The sequence below is a fragment of the Mucilaginibacter sp. P5_A4 genome (assembly GCF_056400605.1).
The window spans coordinates 28,921-44,103 of record NZ_JBFUKX010000053.1; the positions used below are offsets into that span (position 1 = coordinate 28,921).

The 15,183-nt window shown below is 41.0% G+C and carries 13 protein-coding genes; 8 read left to right on the top strand and 5 right to left on the bottom strand.

What is annotated here, in order from left to right; translation table 11 throughout:
- Positions 1-17: 17 nt before the first annotated feature.
- Positions 18-437, bottom strand: coding sequence for a YybH family protein (locus AC1DQW_RS23560; protein WP_477456292.1), 420 nt, complete (start codon positions 435-437; stop codon positions 18-20).
- A gap of 157 nt (positions 438-594) precedes the next feature.
- On the opposite strand from AC1DQW_RS23560, the gene AC1DQW_RS23565 reads away from it, so the two are divergent.
- The 6 genes from AC1DQW_RS23565 to AC1DQW_RS23590 all read left to right on the top strand — a co-directional run bounded on the left by AC1DQW_RS23565 (position 595) and on the right by AC1DQW_RS23590 (position 7,254).
- Positions 595-1,473 carry a carbohydrate kinase family protein gene (locus tag AC1DQW_RS23565; protein WP_477456293.1) on the top strand — a complete coding sequence of 293 codons (879 nt, stop codon included), beginning with the start codon at positions 595-597 and terminating at the stop codon, positions 1,471-1,473.
- A gap of 233 nt (positions 1,474-1,706) precedes the next feature.
- Positions 1,707-2,804: a vWA domain-containing protein gene (locus AC1DQW_RS23570; protein WP_477456294.1), complete on the top strand. Its 1,098-nt coding sequence runs from the start codon at positions 1,707-1,709 to the stop codon at positions 2,802-2,804.
- 116 nt (positions 2,805-2,920) lie between these two features.
- Entirely contained in the window at positions 2,921-4,429 is a 1,509-nt protein-coding gene (locus tag AC1DQW_RS23575; protein WP_477456295.1) for a sigma 54-interacting transcriptional regulator, read from the top strand.
- A gap of 14 nt (positions 4,430-4,443) precedes the next feature.
- Positions 4,444-5,721, top strand: a complete 1,278-nt coding sequence (locus AC1DQW_RS23580; protein WP_477456296.1) for a metallophosphoesterase — start codon at positions 4,444-4,446, stop codon at positions 5,719-5,721.
- Positions 5,722-5,747: 26 nt separating this feature from the next.
- A complete protein-coding gene (locus AC1DQW_RS23585; RefSeq protein ID WP_477456297.1) occupies positions 5,748-6,635 on the top strand; it encodes a UbiA prenyltransferase family protein in 888 nt (295 codons plus the stop codon).
- Between the two features lies 1 nt (position 6,636).
- Entirely contained in the window at positions 6,637-7,254 is a 618-nt protein-coding gene (locus tag AC1DQW_RS23590) for a class I SAM-dependent methyltransferase (protein WP_477456298.1), read from the top strand.
- Positions 7,255-7,740: 486 nt separating this feature from the next.
- Here the strand turns inward: AC1DQW_RS23590 and AC1DQW_RS23595 are convergent, their stop codons facing one another.
- From AC1DQW_RS23595 to AC1DQW_RS23605, 3 genes are read right to left on the bottom strand one after another with little or no spacing between them, the layout of a single operon-like run.
- A complete protein-coding gene (locus tag AC1DQW_RS23595; protein WP_477456299.1) occupies positions 7,741-8,433 on the bottom strand; it encodes a response regulator transcription factor in 693 nt (230 codons plus the stop codon).
- A gap of 3 nt (positions 8,434-8,436) precedes the next feature.
- Positions 8,437-10,083: a sensor histidine kinase gene (locus tag AC1DQW_RS23600; RefSeq protein WP_477456300.1), complete on the bottom strand. Its 1,647-nt coding sequence runs from the start codon at positions 10,081-10,083 to the stop codon at positions 8,437-8,439.
- Between the two features lie 5 nt (positions 10,084-10,088).
- Positions 10,089-11,978 carry an alpha/beta hydrolase family protein gene (locus tag AC1DQW_RS23605; protein WP_477456301.1) on the bottom strand — a complete coding sequence of 630 codons (1,890 nt, stop codon included), beginning with the start codon at positions 11,976-11,978 and terminating at the stop codon, positions 10,089-10,091.
- A 152-nt stretch (positions 11,979-12,130) separates the two neighbouring features.
- Between AC1DQW_RS23605 and AC1DQW_RS23610 the strand changes: the two genes are divergently transcribed.
- Complete coding sequence (locus tag AC1DQW_RS23610) at positions 12,131-13,936, top strand: tetratricopeptide repeat protein (protein ID WP_477456302.1); 1,806 nt, start codon at positions 12,131-12,133, stop codon at positions 13,934-13,936.
- Between the two features lie 140 nt (positions 13,937-14,076).
- Positions 14,077-14,379 (top strand): DUF4286 family protein, encoded by a 303-nt coding sequence (locus AC1DQW_RS23615; protein WP_477456303.1) that lies wholly within the window; start codon positions 14,077-14,079, stop codon positions 14,377-14,379.
- 69 nt (positions 14,380-14,448) lie between these two features.
- Here the strand turns inward: AC1DQW_RS23615 and AC1DQW_RS23620 are convergent.
- Positions 14,449-15,183, bottom strand: a 735-nt coding sequence (locus tag AC1DQW_RS23620; RefSeq protein WP_477456304.1) for an OmpA/MotB family protein, incomplete at its 5' end; no start/stop codon positions are given.

Genomic DNA, 15,183 nt, shown 5'->3' on the forward strand with positions numbered 1-15,183 from the left:
AAAATTCTGCCTCAAATCTAAGAAGTATGATCACATACTATCTTCCATTCACCATTAATTTTCCTGAACCAGAGGGTATAATAGCCGCCTAAATCGTCTTTAACACGCTTAAGGTGCCATCCGCCTAAAACAAAAGCATTAGTAGCATCCAGTACTTTTACTTGCATAATAGTAAATTTAAGCTGTCCCATAGCGGCCTTGTCCGGATATCGCTTTTTATAATGATCGAGCGTAGTTTGCCAGCCATAAACAGGCGCGTTTTTACCTACAAATACCAACGAATCTGATTTCCAATAACCCTGCATAAAGCTTTCAATATCTGCCCGGTTCCAGGCAAGTTCTTGCTTATGCATCACAGTTAATATGGCTTGCTTATCCTGGGCATAGCAAAAACAAGAAACCAGTAGCAAGAAGAAAGACGGGATGATTTTTTTCATAGTTTGAAGATAGGAATTTTGTGGAACCTGAATTTACCGAAAATATGAATTAAACATAATGATAAAAAAAGCTAAAAATTCTTAAATTCTAAAAATTCCGGTTCAGACAAAAAATCAACTATATTTGAGTTTTACTGCCTTAACAAAAAACTCACTTATGAAAAATCAGGTATTAAGCTTTGGCGAAGTTTTATGGGATGCGTTTGGCGATGGTAAAAAAGCAGGGGGAGCACCAATGAATGTGGCCAGGCACCTGGTGCAGCAAGGCGTAAACGTTACTTTTGCCAGCTCTGTTGGCATGGATAACAGTGGGGACGCATTGATTGAGTTCCTTAAATCCAACGGCCTTTACTCCGACCTGATCCAACAATCTGATGAGTTCCCTACCTGCGAGGTTACCGTTAAGCTGGATGAAAACAACCAGGCAACCTATATTATTCCCGAACCTGTTTCCTGGGATAATATCGAAACAACTGAGGTGCTTAATACAGCTGCTAAAAAAGCGTTGGCCATTGTATTTGGCAGCCTTGCCTGTCGCCTAAAAACTACCCGCGAAACACTGCTTAACCTGCTTGATGAGACCCCTGCACTCAAAATTTTTGATGTAAACTTACGCCCTCCTCATTTTACACTTTCAACCATAGAAACCCTGGTAGCGCGTGCCGATGTTGTGAAGATGAACGAAGAAGAAGCCAACCTGCTGATAGGTGGCAGCAATAATTCGATAAGAGACCAGATAGCAGAGTTTCGTTCCAAATATCATAACCAAACCATTTGCGTAACCCGCGGCGAAAACGGGGCGATAGTTTGGCACGATCATAAATTTTATGAAAGCCCTGGCTGCCCTGTAAAAGTAGGCGATTCGGTAGGTGCGGGCGACGCATTCCTGGCTACCTTTGTAACCGGTTTACTGGCCAGCCACCCCATGCAAATTGTGGTTGATAAAGCCTGCTCTGTAGGGGCTTTTGTTGCCAGTCAGCGTGGTGCAAACCCAATTTATCCGCCAGAGCTGTTGAGTAGTTTGGCGTATATTTAAATCAAAATTCAAAAGTAAAAATTCAAAAATGCTCAAGGCCGATAGTCAAAATGACTGTTGGCCTTTATTATTGGATAGCGGTTCCATTTTCAAATTTTCAAATAAAAATCTGCACATCTTAAATCTGCACATCTATCAAATTGTCATACTTACCTAACAATTTATTTTAATCCCCGCTACTCCAAACTTTTAAGAATAATTATCCGTTCCTTTATATTAAGAAAGGACAAAATATGCGCGGTTTTGGATTTTCCAAGTTTAAACCCAACCAGATCCCTAAAGGCGGATTTGAAGAATTATTAAAATTATTTCTTGAATTGCTCAACTACACTTCGGGCGATGCAGGCGAAGCTTTAGCCTGGCTTAACGAGCTTGATAAACAATATAACCTTACTAACGACGAGTATGGTATAGGCGATTTTATTGACGAACTGAAACAAAAAGGCTACCTGAGCGATGACCAGCAAAGCGGCGGTTTCAACATAACGGCAAAAACAGAGCAAAGCATTCGCCAATCGGCATTGGAAGAGATCTTTGGTAAGCTCAAAAAATCGGGCAAAGGCAATCACATTTCACCACAATCGGGCCAGGGGGATGAAAAAAACGCAGAACGGCGGGAGTTTGAGTTTGGCGATAGTTTGGACCAGATTGACATGACTCAATCTATTCACAATGCGCAGGTAAACCACGGAATCGGTGATTTTATGATGACGGAGCGCGACCTGGAAGTGGAGGAAATGGACTACAAAACCCTTACTTCTACCGTGCTGATGATCGATATATCGCATTCCATGATCCTTTATGGAGAAGACAGGATAACCCCGGCAAAAAAAGTAGCCATGGCCCTTGCCGAACTGATTAGGACCAAATATCCAAAAGATACCCTTGATATTGTTGTTTTTGGTAACGATGCATGGCCTATAACCCTGCAAGACCTGCCGTATTTACAAGTTGGGCCTTACCATACCAATACATACGCGGGCCTGGAGCTGGCTGTCGACTTGCTGCGCCGCCGTAAAACGCACAACAAGCAGATTTTCATGATCACCGATGGTAAACCAACCTGTTTAAAAGAAGGTACCAAGTATTATAAAAACAGCATTGGGCTTGATAGAAAAGTGGTAAACAAAACCCTGAATATGGCTGCCCAGTGTAAACGCTTAAAAATACCTATCACAACGTTTATGATAGCAAAGGACCCCTACCTGCAGCAGTTTGTACGCCAGTTTACAGAGACAAACGGCGGCAAGGCCTTCTACAGTTCATTAAATGGTCTGGGCGAATATATTTTTGAGGATTATATTAAAAATAGAAGGAAAACGGTAAGATAGTTTTTAGTCGGGAAGCCCGAAAGTCCGGGAAGTCCGAAAGAAGGAAAACTATTATATCAATAAAAACAACCTTCCGGACTTTCGGTCTTTCCGACTTTCCGGACTACAAAAGAAACATGAATAAATTATTAGATATTAAAACCCTCGGTCAGCTTAAAAAAAGTGCATACAAAAGCCGTTCGGTTAAAGATGAACTACGTACCAACCTTATTGAGCAACTAAAAAAACGTGAAGGCGGTTTTGAAGGCATTATTGGGTTTGAGGATACAGTAATACCCGATCTGCAAACAGCCATCCTGTCTCGCCACAATATTTTGTTGCTGGGTTTACGGGGCCAGGCAAAAACCCGTATTGCACGTTTGTTGATCAATTTACTGGATGAATATGTACCTTACATCGAAGGATCTGATTTGTTTGATGATCCTTACAACCCCATTTCATGGTTTGGCCATAGTACCATAACCGAAAAAGGCGACGATACTCCTATCGGCTGGATCCATCGTTCTGAACGGTATACAGAAAAACTGGCTACACCCGATGTTACCGTTGCCGACCTAATTGGTGATGTTGACCCTATAAAGGCGGCAACATTAAAATTAACTTACTCCGACGAACGCGTTATCCACTTCGGRCTAATCCCACGTGCACACCGTGGTATTTTTGTGATTAACGAATTGCCCGACTTGCAGGCCCGTATCCAGGTTTCATTATTTAACATTTTGCAGGAGAGAGATATCCAGATCCGTGGGTTTAAACTGCGTTTGCCCTTGGATATCCAGTTTGTATTTACTGCCAACCCCGAAGATTATACCAATCGTGGATCTATTGTTACACCACTTAAGGATCGGATTGAAAGCCAGATTTTAACACACTATCCGCGCACGGTTGAAATTTCAAGAAAAATAACTCAGCAAGAAGCCTCACTCACAGATGAGCAGCGGAACACTGTTGAAGCCGACAATTTGGTTAAAAATCTTATTGAACAAATTGCCTTTGAAGCACGCAGTTCCGAATATATTGATAAAAAATCGGGAGTATCGGCCCGTTTAACTATTTCGGCCTATGAAAACCTGATCAGTAATGCGGAGCGCCGCATGATCATGAACCATGAGCCAGATACCTTTGTGCGTATAACCGACTTTTTGGGTGTTATCCCTGCCATCACCGGTAAAATTGAGCTCGTTTATGAAGGTGAGCTGGAAGGCCCTGGCAAGGTGGCCAATATCCTGATAGGCAAGGCTATTAAAACCACACTCCTTGAATTTTTCCCCGATCCGGAAAAGGCTAAAAAGTCAAAAGGAGTAAACCCTTACGCCAGCATTATTAACTGGTTTGGCGAAGGTAACAACCTGGCTTTGGTTGATGATATGTCATTACTTGATTACAAAAAAGAGCTTAATGAAGTTGCCGGGTTAAAAGACCTGGTTAAAAAGCTCCATCCGCGTTTAACAGAAAACCAGCAATTATTACTCATGGAGTTTGTGCTGCATGGTCTTTCAGAGTTTTCGCAGTTAAACAAAGGATTTTTAGATAACGGTTTTGCTTTCTCGGATATGTTTAACAGCCTGTTTAATCTGCAGCCTGACGAAGATGACCTTGATTTAGATGACGACCGTTATAATTGATACTTTTGCAATAAATGGCAGAACAGACGCTTAACATTATCCTGATTATTACGGCACTATTGCTAATTGATCTGTATGTATGGCACGGCATACGCGGGGCCTTTCAAAAGTGGGAGCTGGTGCGTAGAAAGCCGTTTACCATTTTTTATTGGGTAAGCTGCATTTTAATTATTGGAGGCTTGCTAACCGGGCTCTATTTTCATTTGGGGCTTGGTGTACGCGCAGCGGGTTTGCTAATCTTCTCCCTTACATTTATAGGAAAGCTAACATTTTTGCCTTTTTTGCTAATTGATGATGTAAGGCGGATACTGGTATGGCGCAAAGCCAGGTTTACAAACTTATCTGCAAAAAACACCGCCCTATCCCCACCCAATGCTATTCCCCGGTCAGAATTTTTGATGAAAGCCGGTTTGCTGGCGGGTGCTGTGCCTTTAGCTGCCATTAAGATTAATATGCCCAAAGGTTTGTACGATTATCATGTAAAATACCAAACCCTGTATCTGCCTAATTTACCCAAAGCTTTTGATGGCATTAAACTGGGGCAGATCTCTGATATCCATTCGGGCAGTTTTTATAATAAAAAAGCGGTACTTGGCGGTGTGGAAATGCTGTTGAAGGAACAACCCGACTTTATATTTTTTACCGGCGACCTGGTTAACAGTGAAGCCAGCGAAATGCGGTATTACCAGGATATTTTTGCAAAAGTAAAGGCTCCGCTTGGTGTTTATTCATGCCTTGGCAATCATGATTATGGTGATTATACTGACTGGTCAAATCCCGCCGATAAACAAAAAGACCACAGGGCCCTGGTACTTACCCACAAAAACATGGGTTGGGACCTGTTGCTGAACGAAAGCCGCCGACTTAAAGTTAATGGCGAGGAAATAGGGATACTTGGTGTTGAAAACTGGGGAGAATTTAGTCGTTTCCCTAAGTATGGGCGTATGGATCTGGCTACAAAAAACACCAATGACCTACCCGTAAAGCTCCTCCTCTCACATGATCCATCTCACTGGCGGGCACAGGTGCTACCAGAATATCCGCAGATTGACGCAATGTTCTCCGGTCATACACATGGTATGCAATTTGGTGTGCGTTACCAAGACTTTCAGTGGAGTCCTATCAAATATGTTTACCCGGAATGGGCCGGACATTATCAGCATAACAAGCAGCAATTATATGTAAATGTTGGCTATGGCTTTGTTGGTTTATACGGCAGAGTTGGAATATTGCCTGAGATTACGATATTTACATTAAAAGCCGGGCACGATCCTTCTGGAAGCAAAGCATAAGATCAAAGCGGGCAGATCATTACCCCATGAAGAAAATATTTCAATCAGTTTTTGATTTTCTGCTGTTCAGTAATATCTTCATGTCGCTTTGCGCTGTGGCCCAGGCATTGGTTACCTTTCACCTCATCGGATCCAAACCTGTTTTATCCGTTTTGGGATTACTATTCACCTCTACCTTAGGTATATATAATTTCTGCATACTCATTACCAAACCTAAAAAACCCGAAGCATCGCCCTACAAACGTGTACGCTGGTTTTTTGACCATTACCGGTTGATGGTAACGTTTACCATAGTTTCGCTGCTCTCTCTTGTTCCCCTGTTTTTCCTGATCACTACGGAATCAAAAATACTGCTCATCTTTTTGGGTATTTTATCATTTTGCTACGGTTTACCACTATTTGCAGTTGGCGAACAAAAGTTTGGGCTGCGTAATATACCCGGCCTGAAACCATTCCTTATCACCCTGGTATGGACTATGAGCTGCGTACTGTTCCCGGTACTTGAATCAATGCATCACCACGCAACTGATATATCTATGCGTGATACTACCATACTAATAGCTAAAAGGTTTTTATTTATTGGTGCGCTTACTATACCTTTTGATATCCGCGATTTGTTTGATGACCGGACAATGGGCTTAAAAACCATCCCGGTAGTTTGGGGCGAAAAAAATGCTTACCTGTTTTGCCAGGTTTTGCTGGCTGGCTATGTAGGCCTGCTTTTCCTGTTCAGGCAAAACGGTTTTAGTGCCGATTTTTTTGCATTAACACTCACCGTTTTCCTTACAGGCTGGCTTATCTTTAAATCCGGCCGGGAAAAAGATGAATACTATTATTTCTTTTTTATGGATGGCGTACTCATATTGCAATATGTTGTTCTCTTAGCCGTTAACCTGGTTTTTAAAAGCCATTAATATGGCTGCAAACTTTAATAATTCCGCCTGGTTTTATGATAGCCTTTCGCGGTTGGTATATGGTAAAGCGATAGTAAACGCACAGCTTTATTTGCTCGGTTATGTAAAACCTGGCAGTAAAATTCTAATAGTTGGCGGTGGCACAGGCTGGATACTGGAAGAGCTAACTAAACTTTATCCATCGGGTTTATACATTACTTATGTTGAAGTTGCTGCGGGGATGATGGCGCTTTCCCAAAAAAGAAACACACGCAATAACCAGGTGAATTTTATAAATAATGCAATCGAAAATGTATCCCTCTCCCAGGATTTTGACGCAGTGATCACCCCTTTTCTTTTTGATAACTTTACCAATAAAACTTTAAAAACCGTGTTCGAACATATCCATGTTCTGTTAAAGCCAGGGTGTATATGGCTCAATTGCGATTTCCAGTTAACAGGTAAATGGTGGCATGGATTTTTGCTTAAAAGCATGTTTGTTTTTTTTAGATTGATCTGTGGGATAGAGGCCGGTAAGTTACCGGAGATTAGCAGCTGTTTTAATTTGAATGGATATAGGATTTTAGATGAAAAGCTTTTTTTTAATGATTTTATAGTGGCGAGGGTGTATGAGAAGTAATAAGCTCAATATAACCGTCATTGCGATATAAACGCAAACCTCTTATCCGTCGAGTGATAAAATTTCACGAAACTCTGAAGGGGAAATGATGTTTTATAAGTTTTGTCATCCTGAACGTAGTGAAGGATCTATTCGCAGACTGTACAGGGCGAAGAGGCATGGCGAATAATAGATGCTTCACTACGTTCAGCATGACAAAAGGCTTTTTCTTGCAAACACGTCATGGGTAGGTACGAAGCAATCGCCAGCTTACAGAGTAACTGCGTAAATCCGATCTGTATTTTGGGGATTGCTTCGTCGTACCTCCTCGCAATGACGATCACGAGGCAGTTGTGGTATCCATACATGTCATCACTGTTTTTCCAGCTTAGCTGGTGATTATTCGCAATGATAGTGGTTATGTACTTCATTAGAAGCATAAAAACATTAATAAACCCAATTTAAACAGCTTCTTAGTGATTTCGCAATTGAGGAGAAAAAGCCCTTTTACTGATTATACACAAACTTATACCCAATGCCCCTTACTGTTTGCAAATATTGCGGCGAATCGGCATTGGTTTCTATTTTTTTACGCAAACGTACTATATGCATATCCAGTGTGCGGGTGTTTACATCGGCATTGTAGCCCCAAACTTCCATCATCAGTTCTTCCCGGTTAATTACCTTATTCTTGTTTTTCAAAAAGTAAAGCAATATCCGGTTCTCCAGTATGGTAAGTTCAATTTTACGGCCATCCCTTATCAGCAGGTGCGTATTGGGTAAATGCTCCATATTGGCAAACTTGTACGATTCTGCTTTTTCACTATTCAGGCTGAATTTGATCTTGTTATCAATCATAGCCACCAGCACATCCATATTAAACGGTTTGGTAAAATAGTCGGATACGCCAAAGTTATAGGCTTCAATTTTGTCAACATCCTGGGCTTTTGCTGTCATTAGTATTACCAGCTTATCGTAGCCCTTTTCCCTGATGTTGCTACAAACTTCAGATCCTGGTTTGCCGGGCAGCATCCAGTCAAGCAGTACAATGTCTGGCTGTTCGGCCAGTATCATAATCTCTGCATCGTCGCCGTTATCGGCCTCCAAAACTTTATATCCCTCGGTTTGCAAACGCTCTGCAACCAGGAAACGCAGGTTTTCATCATCTTCAACCAGCGCAATCTTAATTTCTTTGTTCATATTTTAATTTTCGTTTGGAAGCGTAACTATAAATTCCGAACCCTCATTAATTTTACTGTTAACCGTAATCTCTCCGTTCATAAAATTAACCAGCTCTTTACAAAATGCCAAGCCTAAACCTACGCTTCCGTTTTGGTTATATTGGTTCTCTATCCTGTAAAATTTTTCAAATACGTTATTTTGTTCGTTTTTAGGAATTCCTATTCCCCTATCAATAAAAGAAAATACAATCTTTCCTTTTCTTTGCGTTATATTTATATTAAGCTCCTTTTGCCTGGGGTGCGAATATTTGTAGGCATTTTCTATGAGGTTTTGAAAAACGCTGCCCAAAAGTACCGGATCTGTGTAAAAACTATGTACGCCTTCTGCCGTATAGTTCAGCTTAAAATCGGGGTACTTAATTTTAAAAGAACCAATATACCGGCCCACAAAATCGTTAACAATAATTTTTTCTTTTTTAATACTAATAGATTTATTTTCAAGCTGGGTGAATGATAACAACTTATTCATCAAATCGTTTAGTTTATCTGCCTCTTCATCCAAAATTTTACCGTAGTGCTTGCGTTGTCGTTCGGTAAGTTCTCCGTCCCCTTTAAGGTTTGACCCGGCAATTTTTATTACGCTAACCGGAGTTTTAAACTCATGTGTAAAGTTGTTAATAAAATCATACTGTAGTTTAAACAATTTGATGTTCACATTAAGGTTACGGTAAATGAGCCAGCCTATCAACACCAAAAAAAGCGTTATCAATAATACGGCTGCCCCTATAGGCATAAACCTACGGTTAGTTTCGGCGGTTAAATAACCCTGCTCCGAACTAAAAAATAATTTATAATCAGAAAAAGCACCGGGAAACGATACTTCGGTTATTAGTTTATTTCCTTCGCTATCGATAGGATCATACACTACCGGTTGTATAGATACATTTTGGTAAAGCTCATGATGAGTATTTTTTACCTTGAGTAAAAAAGGATCAAGATAAAAGGTCACCATATTTTGCTTATAGGAGTCTGAAAGCGTATTACGGTGCTGCAATTCGCGGTATACCTTAACATCCTGCCGCCGCAAAATATTGGTATAAGTTATTTTATTAGGCTTAACATCCCAAAAAGTTTTGTACAACTCATCCTGGTCCGATACCCGGGTTGTATCAGAAAAAGTTATATAATTACTTAACTTGGCAGCCATTTCCCTAAAATCAGATTCATCGGCAGGGTGTACCTGTTTTGCACTCCACATTTTACCTTTTTTATGACCAAACAAATAAGTGGCTTTAAGTGATATAGTGAGGTTATTTCTGTGGATAGATACTGGCATGGTATGCCCGCCGATAACCGCATCGTGAAAAACTACTTTTTTAACAAAACCATAATCGTGAAAAACAGAGCCGGCGTATTTCCCCGCCGATGCCGAATCAAGGAAGCCCTGGTATGATGTTATTTCGGGTATCTTATTCTGAAAGAAATCATTGTATGGCTTGATAGTCTGCTCCAGAACTTCAATTTTTTTGGAGGCAAACTCATTCTCTACATACTTTGAGGTGAGATTATAGGATATAAAAAGCGCAACAACAAAAGTAATGGATATGAGCACCAGGAAAATGATGATCAGCGAAAAATTTTTGCGGTAAACATTCTTTTGTGCCGGCATAACCGTTATGGTTTAACCCTCATATTATCATCCAGGAATTTTTCTATCTCGGTATACATTTCAAGGCGGTTTCGCTCACTTCTAAAAAAGGCACGTTCATTGGGCTTTAAAAAATACTTCACGTCTACATCATGCTTACGCAATTCGCGCACAAATTGGTTCAGCTCGCTTATGTTGGCCCGCTGATCCTTAGCTCCCTGGAAAATAATCAGCGGCACTTTTATCTTATCTGTATGAAAAACCGGCGAAATAGCCCGAAACTGATCTGCATCCGTTTCCGGGTTACCAACCATTTCATATGTCATTTTTAAATAAGGCTTAAAAAAAGGCGGTGCATCTTTAATGTAAGTAAAAAAGTTTATCAACCCATACTGTACAACTGCACAGTTATATAGCTCGGGATGAAAAGATACACCATATAAAGCAGAGAAGCCACCAAAACGACCGCCAAAAATGGCTATCTTTTTAGGGTTAGCTATTTTTTTGTCTATAAGCCAATGCACTCCATCGGTTATATCGTCCTGTATTTTACCCCCTACTTGTTTGTATCCTGCACTTCTGAAGGCTTTGCCATAACCAGTTGATCCACGGTAGTTCACCTGGAAAACGGCATAGCCGCGATTGGCTAAAAATTGCACCTGCTCATCATATCCCCACGAATCGCGGGCCCAGGGACCATCATGCGGCATTACTACTATAGGCAAATTAGTTTTTTTATTACCCAGTGGCATGGTTAAATATCCGTTTATGATTAGCCCATCTGTTGCTTTGTATGATATAGGCTGCATGGCACAAAGTTCATCGGGCACCAGCGATGAGTTAAGATCACCCAGTTTGATTAATTTGCCGGTAATTTTCTCATAAAGATAGTATGCCCCCGGGGTTCGGTCGGTATAAGTATACAATATAAATTTGTTCTCTGAGCTATCCCGATCAACTACCCTAATTTCAGCACCCTTAAGCTGCTGTTGCAAATTTTTATATATATTCTCAATATCAGCCGCCAAAAAATGTTTTCGGGGTTTGGCTTCTTCCCATCCGGCAAACTCAACCCTTTGTTTGCTTTTTGAGTATTCTACATACATTATATCAGCTTTGCTGCAACTAAAAATGGTTTTTTGCTCCTTGCCATCTTCTGCATTAATTTCAACCAGCGCCATTTTATCGCGGTTGACGTTGGATAGCGCATAAAAATTGTTTTTCACCCCGGTGAAAGCTATGGGCCTTACCGAATTTTTGAAATTATTTTGAATAACAGGCTTAAAAGGCGCAGCGTCATAGGGCCGGTATAAAATAGCCTCATCAACTCCATCGGAAGATTTAACCAGGCGAATCTTCCCATCAGCATCCGGGAACCATTCTGTAATGTTACCTGGGTTTATAAGGTAAGGGGTAAGCTCGCCGGTTTTAATATTAAGCCGGTATACATCAAAATTAGCAGGGTCGCGTTTATTCATCCTCACGGTGATAATATCCGGCTGCTGTCTGCTGCGGCTAACCAAGCTTACCTTTACTTTTTCGAGCGACAAAATGATGCGCACTTTATGTTTTGATACATCAAGCGCATACATTTTAAAGCCGTCATTTGCTACAATATCCTGGTTAAAAACCAATTGGTTATTAAAGGTCCAAAAGTAATCGCCCCGTACCGGATAATCCTCAAAGGAGGTTTCCATATGTTCGCTACCATCAGTAAGCGATTTAATAAACAGGTTCTGTTTATCCTTGTATGGTTTTAAATAACATATGTATTTGCCATCGGGCGATATTCTGAAAAAACTTTTTTCGGGCGTTTTAAAAAAATCAACAATAGGGATCTGCTTTACATGATCTTTGCAGGAACATATAACAGTAAAAATACCAATAAACAAAAAAATCTTTAGCCGGCTCAACATATTTAGTTTTACCCCATTTTATTAATCAGGTCAAATTAGATAAAATTAGTTGACGATAACAAAATGTCACTACAATTTTACCCGGTGCATCCTTATACGAATATTAACCCCCAACGGACATGTTATAATATTAATTCCCTATTTTTGAATAGATGAGGGCTTTATTTGCATTTATTGTTTTTGTTTGGCTTGGATCGGCTAAATTGTTTGCACAGAACAATGAACTTCAGCTGGCCACGCAATATAATGCCAATGGCGAACCTCAAAAAGCGCTTGAGATTTATCAGAAACTATACAAGCAAAATAATGAATCGTATTATTCCTATTATATAAACACCCTGCTCAGCCTTAAAAAATTCGATGAGGCCGAAAGTGTAGCCAAAAAGCTGACGCGCAAGCACCCCAACGTTAATGAATATCAAATAGTACTGGGTACTATTTATACACAGCAAGGCAACCTTGATAAAGCCGATGCGATTTACGACAATTTGCTTAAAAATTTGCCGGCAGACCAAATGGAAATTGCCAACCTGGCCAACCAATTTTATCAGAATGCCAATATTGATTACGCTATCAAAATATTTCTACAGGGTCGTAAGCTACTCAAAAGTGATGAAGCCTTTACCTATGAACTGATAAACCTTTATCGGTTTAAACGGGATAAGGTGTCGCTTATCGAAGAGTACCTTAATTTTCTGCCATCAAATCCCAGCTTTATTACCCAGGCCGAAACCACCTTTTCCAACATATTTGAAGGAGATACCGATTACAATTTACTTAAAAGTGCACTACTAAGACGGATACAAAAAGCACCACAACAAACCATTTATGCCGAATTGCTTACCTGGCAATATATGCAGCAAAAGGAGTACGATCTTGCTCTTAACCAGGCGTTGGCTCTCAGTCGCCGGCAAAATGATGAAGGGAACAGTATTTATRAACTTTGCCGAACRCTAAACTCAAACGAGGCCTATGATGTTGCTATACGCGGGTATGAGTATATTATTGCAAAAGGCGTAAGCAATCCCTTGTATATTCCCGCTAAAATTGAGCTTATCAATACCAAAAACCAAAAGATCACTGCAGGCAAATATCTGCCGGCAGACCTATTGGGTCTGGAGCAGGATTACATGGCCTTGCTTACCGAATTTGGCCGGAATAACAATACCGTTTTTGCTATGCAAAAACTGGCCAATCTGCAGGCTTTTAAACTGCATAAAATTACCGACGCCCAAAAATTATTGGAAAGCGCTGTAACCATCCCGAACATCCGCACCGACCTGCTTGCTTCCTGCAAACTCGACCTTGGCGATGTTTACCTGTTAAATAACCTGCCCTGGGAAGCAACCCTTTTATACAGCCAGGTTGAGAAGGATTTTCCGAATACCGCCATTGCACAGGATGCCAAATTCCGAAACGCCAAACTGGCCTATTATACAGGCGACTTTACCTGGGCAAAGGGACAACTTGATGTATTAAAAGCTGCAACATCGCAACTGATAGCCAATGACGCGCTTAACTTGTTGCTGCTCATCAACGACAATACCACCGCTGATAGTTCGGGGGCTGCCCTTAAAATTTACGCCCGTTCAGATCTGCAGATTTTTGCCGAGCAACCTGCCAGGGCCCTGGTGGCACTTGATAGCATCGACAAAAAATTCCCTGGCAACGGCCTCAATGATGATATCCTGATGGCAAAATCGCGCATTTTTATACAGCAGAAAAATTACGTTGATGCCGTTGCCCTGCTTAAGAAAATCTTCGATGATCATCCAACGGAGCTATGGGCCGATGACGCTGTTTTTATGCTGGGCGATATTTATGAGAACCACCTTGATGATAAAACCAACGCCAAAACCTGGTACCAAAAAATCATCACCGATTATCCCGGCAGTTTATGGATCAATGAAGCACGAAAGCGATTCAGGCTACTGAGGGGAGATAAGACGGATTCATAAGTTGGTGAGTGGTTGATTAGGTGAGTGGTTAGATGGTTTTAAATTCATGATCAATCGACCTTGCATTTGTTGAGCCCCCGCAACCATTCACTTAATCAATTGCTCACCTAATCAACTTAAATACCTATTTTTGCACCACCATGATTGTATACAACGACACTATAATATTGGATGAAACCATCCAGGAAGAATGGCTTCATTACATGAAAACTGTTCACATACCAGCCGTAATGGCTACGGGGCTTTTTACCTCATACCGGATATTAACTGTAATTGATTCTCCAAACGAGGGGGTTACCTACTGCGTTCAATACCATGCAGACAGCATTGAGCATTTTCAGCAGTATTATATGAATCACCTTCACAAGCTCCAGGCCAGCCATCAGCAAAAATTTGATGAAAAGTTTGTAATCTTTAATACTTTGATGGAAGAGGTGGAGTAAAGCCTCTCCCGAAAGTTTCACCACATTTATAATGAAAAAGCTCCCGGAAACATTTCGGGAGCTTTTTCATTATTTAGTTATCAGGTTGTATAGTTCATCAAGTTTAGGGGTAAGCACTATTTCTATCCTCCTGTTCCTGGTTCGGGCTTCGTCAGTGCCGGCAGCATCAATTGGCTGAAACTCGCCTTTCCCGGTAGCCGTTAACCTGTGCGGATCAACCATTTCTACTTCGGTAAGGTATCGGGTTACGGAGGTTGCGCGTAGTACGCTCAGGTCCCAGTTGTCTTTGATCTGGCCCAGATTTTTTACTTTTTTATCATCGGTATGGCCTTCAACTGCCATGTTGATGTCTGGTTCTTTATTCAATACTTCTGCCAGTTGTTTCAGCGCCTGTTTACCTTTATCGTCAATTATTATACTGCCCGATGGAAACAGCAATTTATCGGTAAGCGAAACATATACTTTACCGTTACGGATATCAACCGTTAACCCGCTTGCCTGGAAACCCAACAGGGCCTTTTGCAATTTATTTTTGAGCGCATTTGTGGCTTCATCACGCTTTTTCAAAATATCTTCCACCTCCTTTAAACGGGCTTCGCGTTTTTGCAGATCAGCAGCCAACTGATTGGCTTTGGTTGATGTAACATCGAGGTTATTGGTAAGGGAACTGTTGTTGCTTAGCAAATCGCTTATCTGCCGGTGCAGGCGCATGGTATCGCTCTGCAATTGTGCAAGCTGCGATTCCAAAGTTCCGGTACGGGTATTTAATGAATCGCGTTGAGCCAATAATGATCTGTACTCTTT

Bases quoted from the DNA above. Each gene is read 5' to 3' on its own strand.
- AC1DQW_RS23595 (WP_477456299.1), bottom strand. From the start codon at position 8,433: ATGAACAAAGAAATTAAGATTGCGCTGGTTGAAGATGATGAAAACCTG.
- AC1DQW_RS23585 (WP_477456297.1), top strand. From the start codon at position 5,748: ATGAAGAAAATATTTCAATCAGTTTTTGATTTTCTGCTGTTCAGTAAT.
- AC1DQW_RS23580 (WP_477456296.1), top strand. From the start codon at position 4,444: ATGGCAGAACAGACGCTTAACATTATCCTGATTATTACGGCACTATTG.
- AC1DQW_RS23590 (WP_477456298.1), top strand. From the start codon at position 6,637: ATGGCTGCAAACTTTAATAATTCCGCCTGGTTTTATGATAGCCTTTCG.
- AC1DQW_RS23600 (WP_477456300.1), bottom strand. From the start codon at position 10,083: ATGCCGGCACAAAAGAATGTTTACCGCAAAAATTTTTCGCTGATCATC.
- AC1DQW_RS23615 (WP_477456303.1), top strand. From the start codon at position 14,077: ATGATTGTATACAACGACACTATAATATTGGATGAAACCATCCAGGAA.
- AC1DQW_RS23570 (WP_477456294.1), top strand. From the start codon at position 1,707: ATGCGCGGTTTTGGATTTTCCAAGTTTAAACCCAACCAGATCCCTAAA.
- AC1DQW_RS23605 (WP_477456301.1), bottom strand. From the start codon at position 11,978: ATGTTGAGCCGGCTAAAGATTTTTTTGTTTATTGGTATTTTTACTGTT.
- AC1DQW_RS23565 (WP_477456293.1), top strand. From the start codon at position 595: ATGAAAAATCAGGTATTAAGCTTTGGCGAAGTTTTATGGGATGCGTTT.
- AC1DQW_RS23560 (WP_477456292.1), bottom strand. From the start codon at position 437: ATGAAAAAAATCATCCCGTCTTTCTTCTTGCTACTGGTTTCTTGTTTT.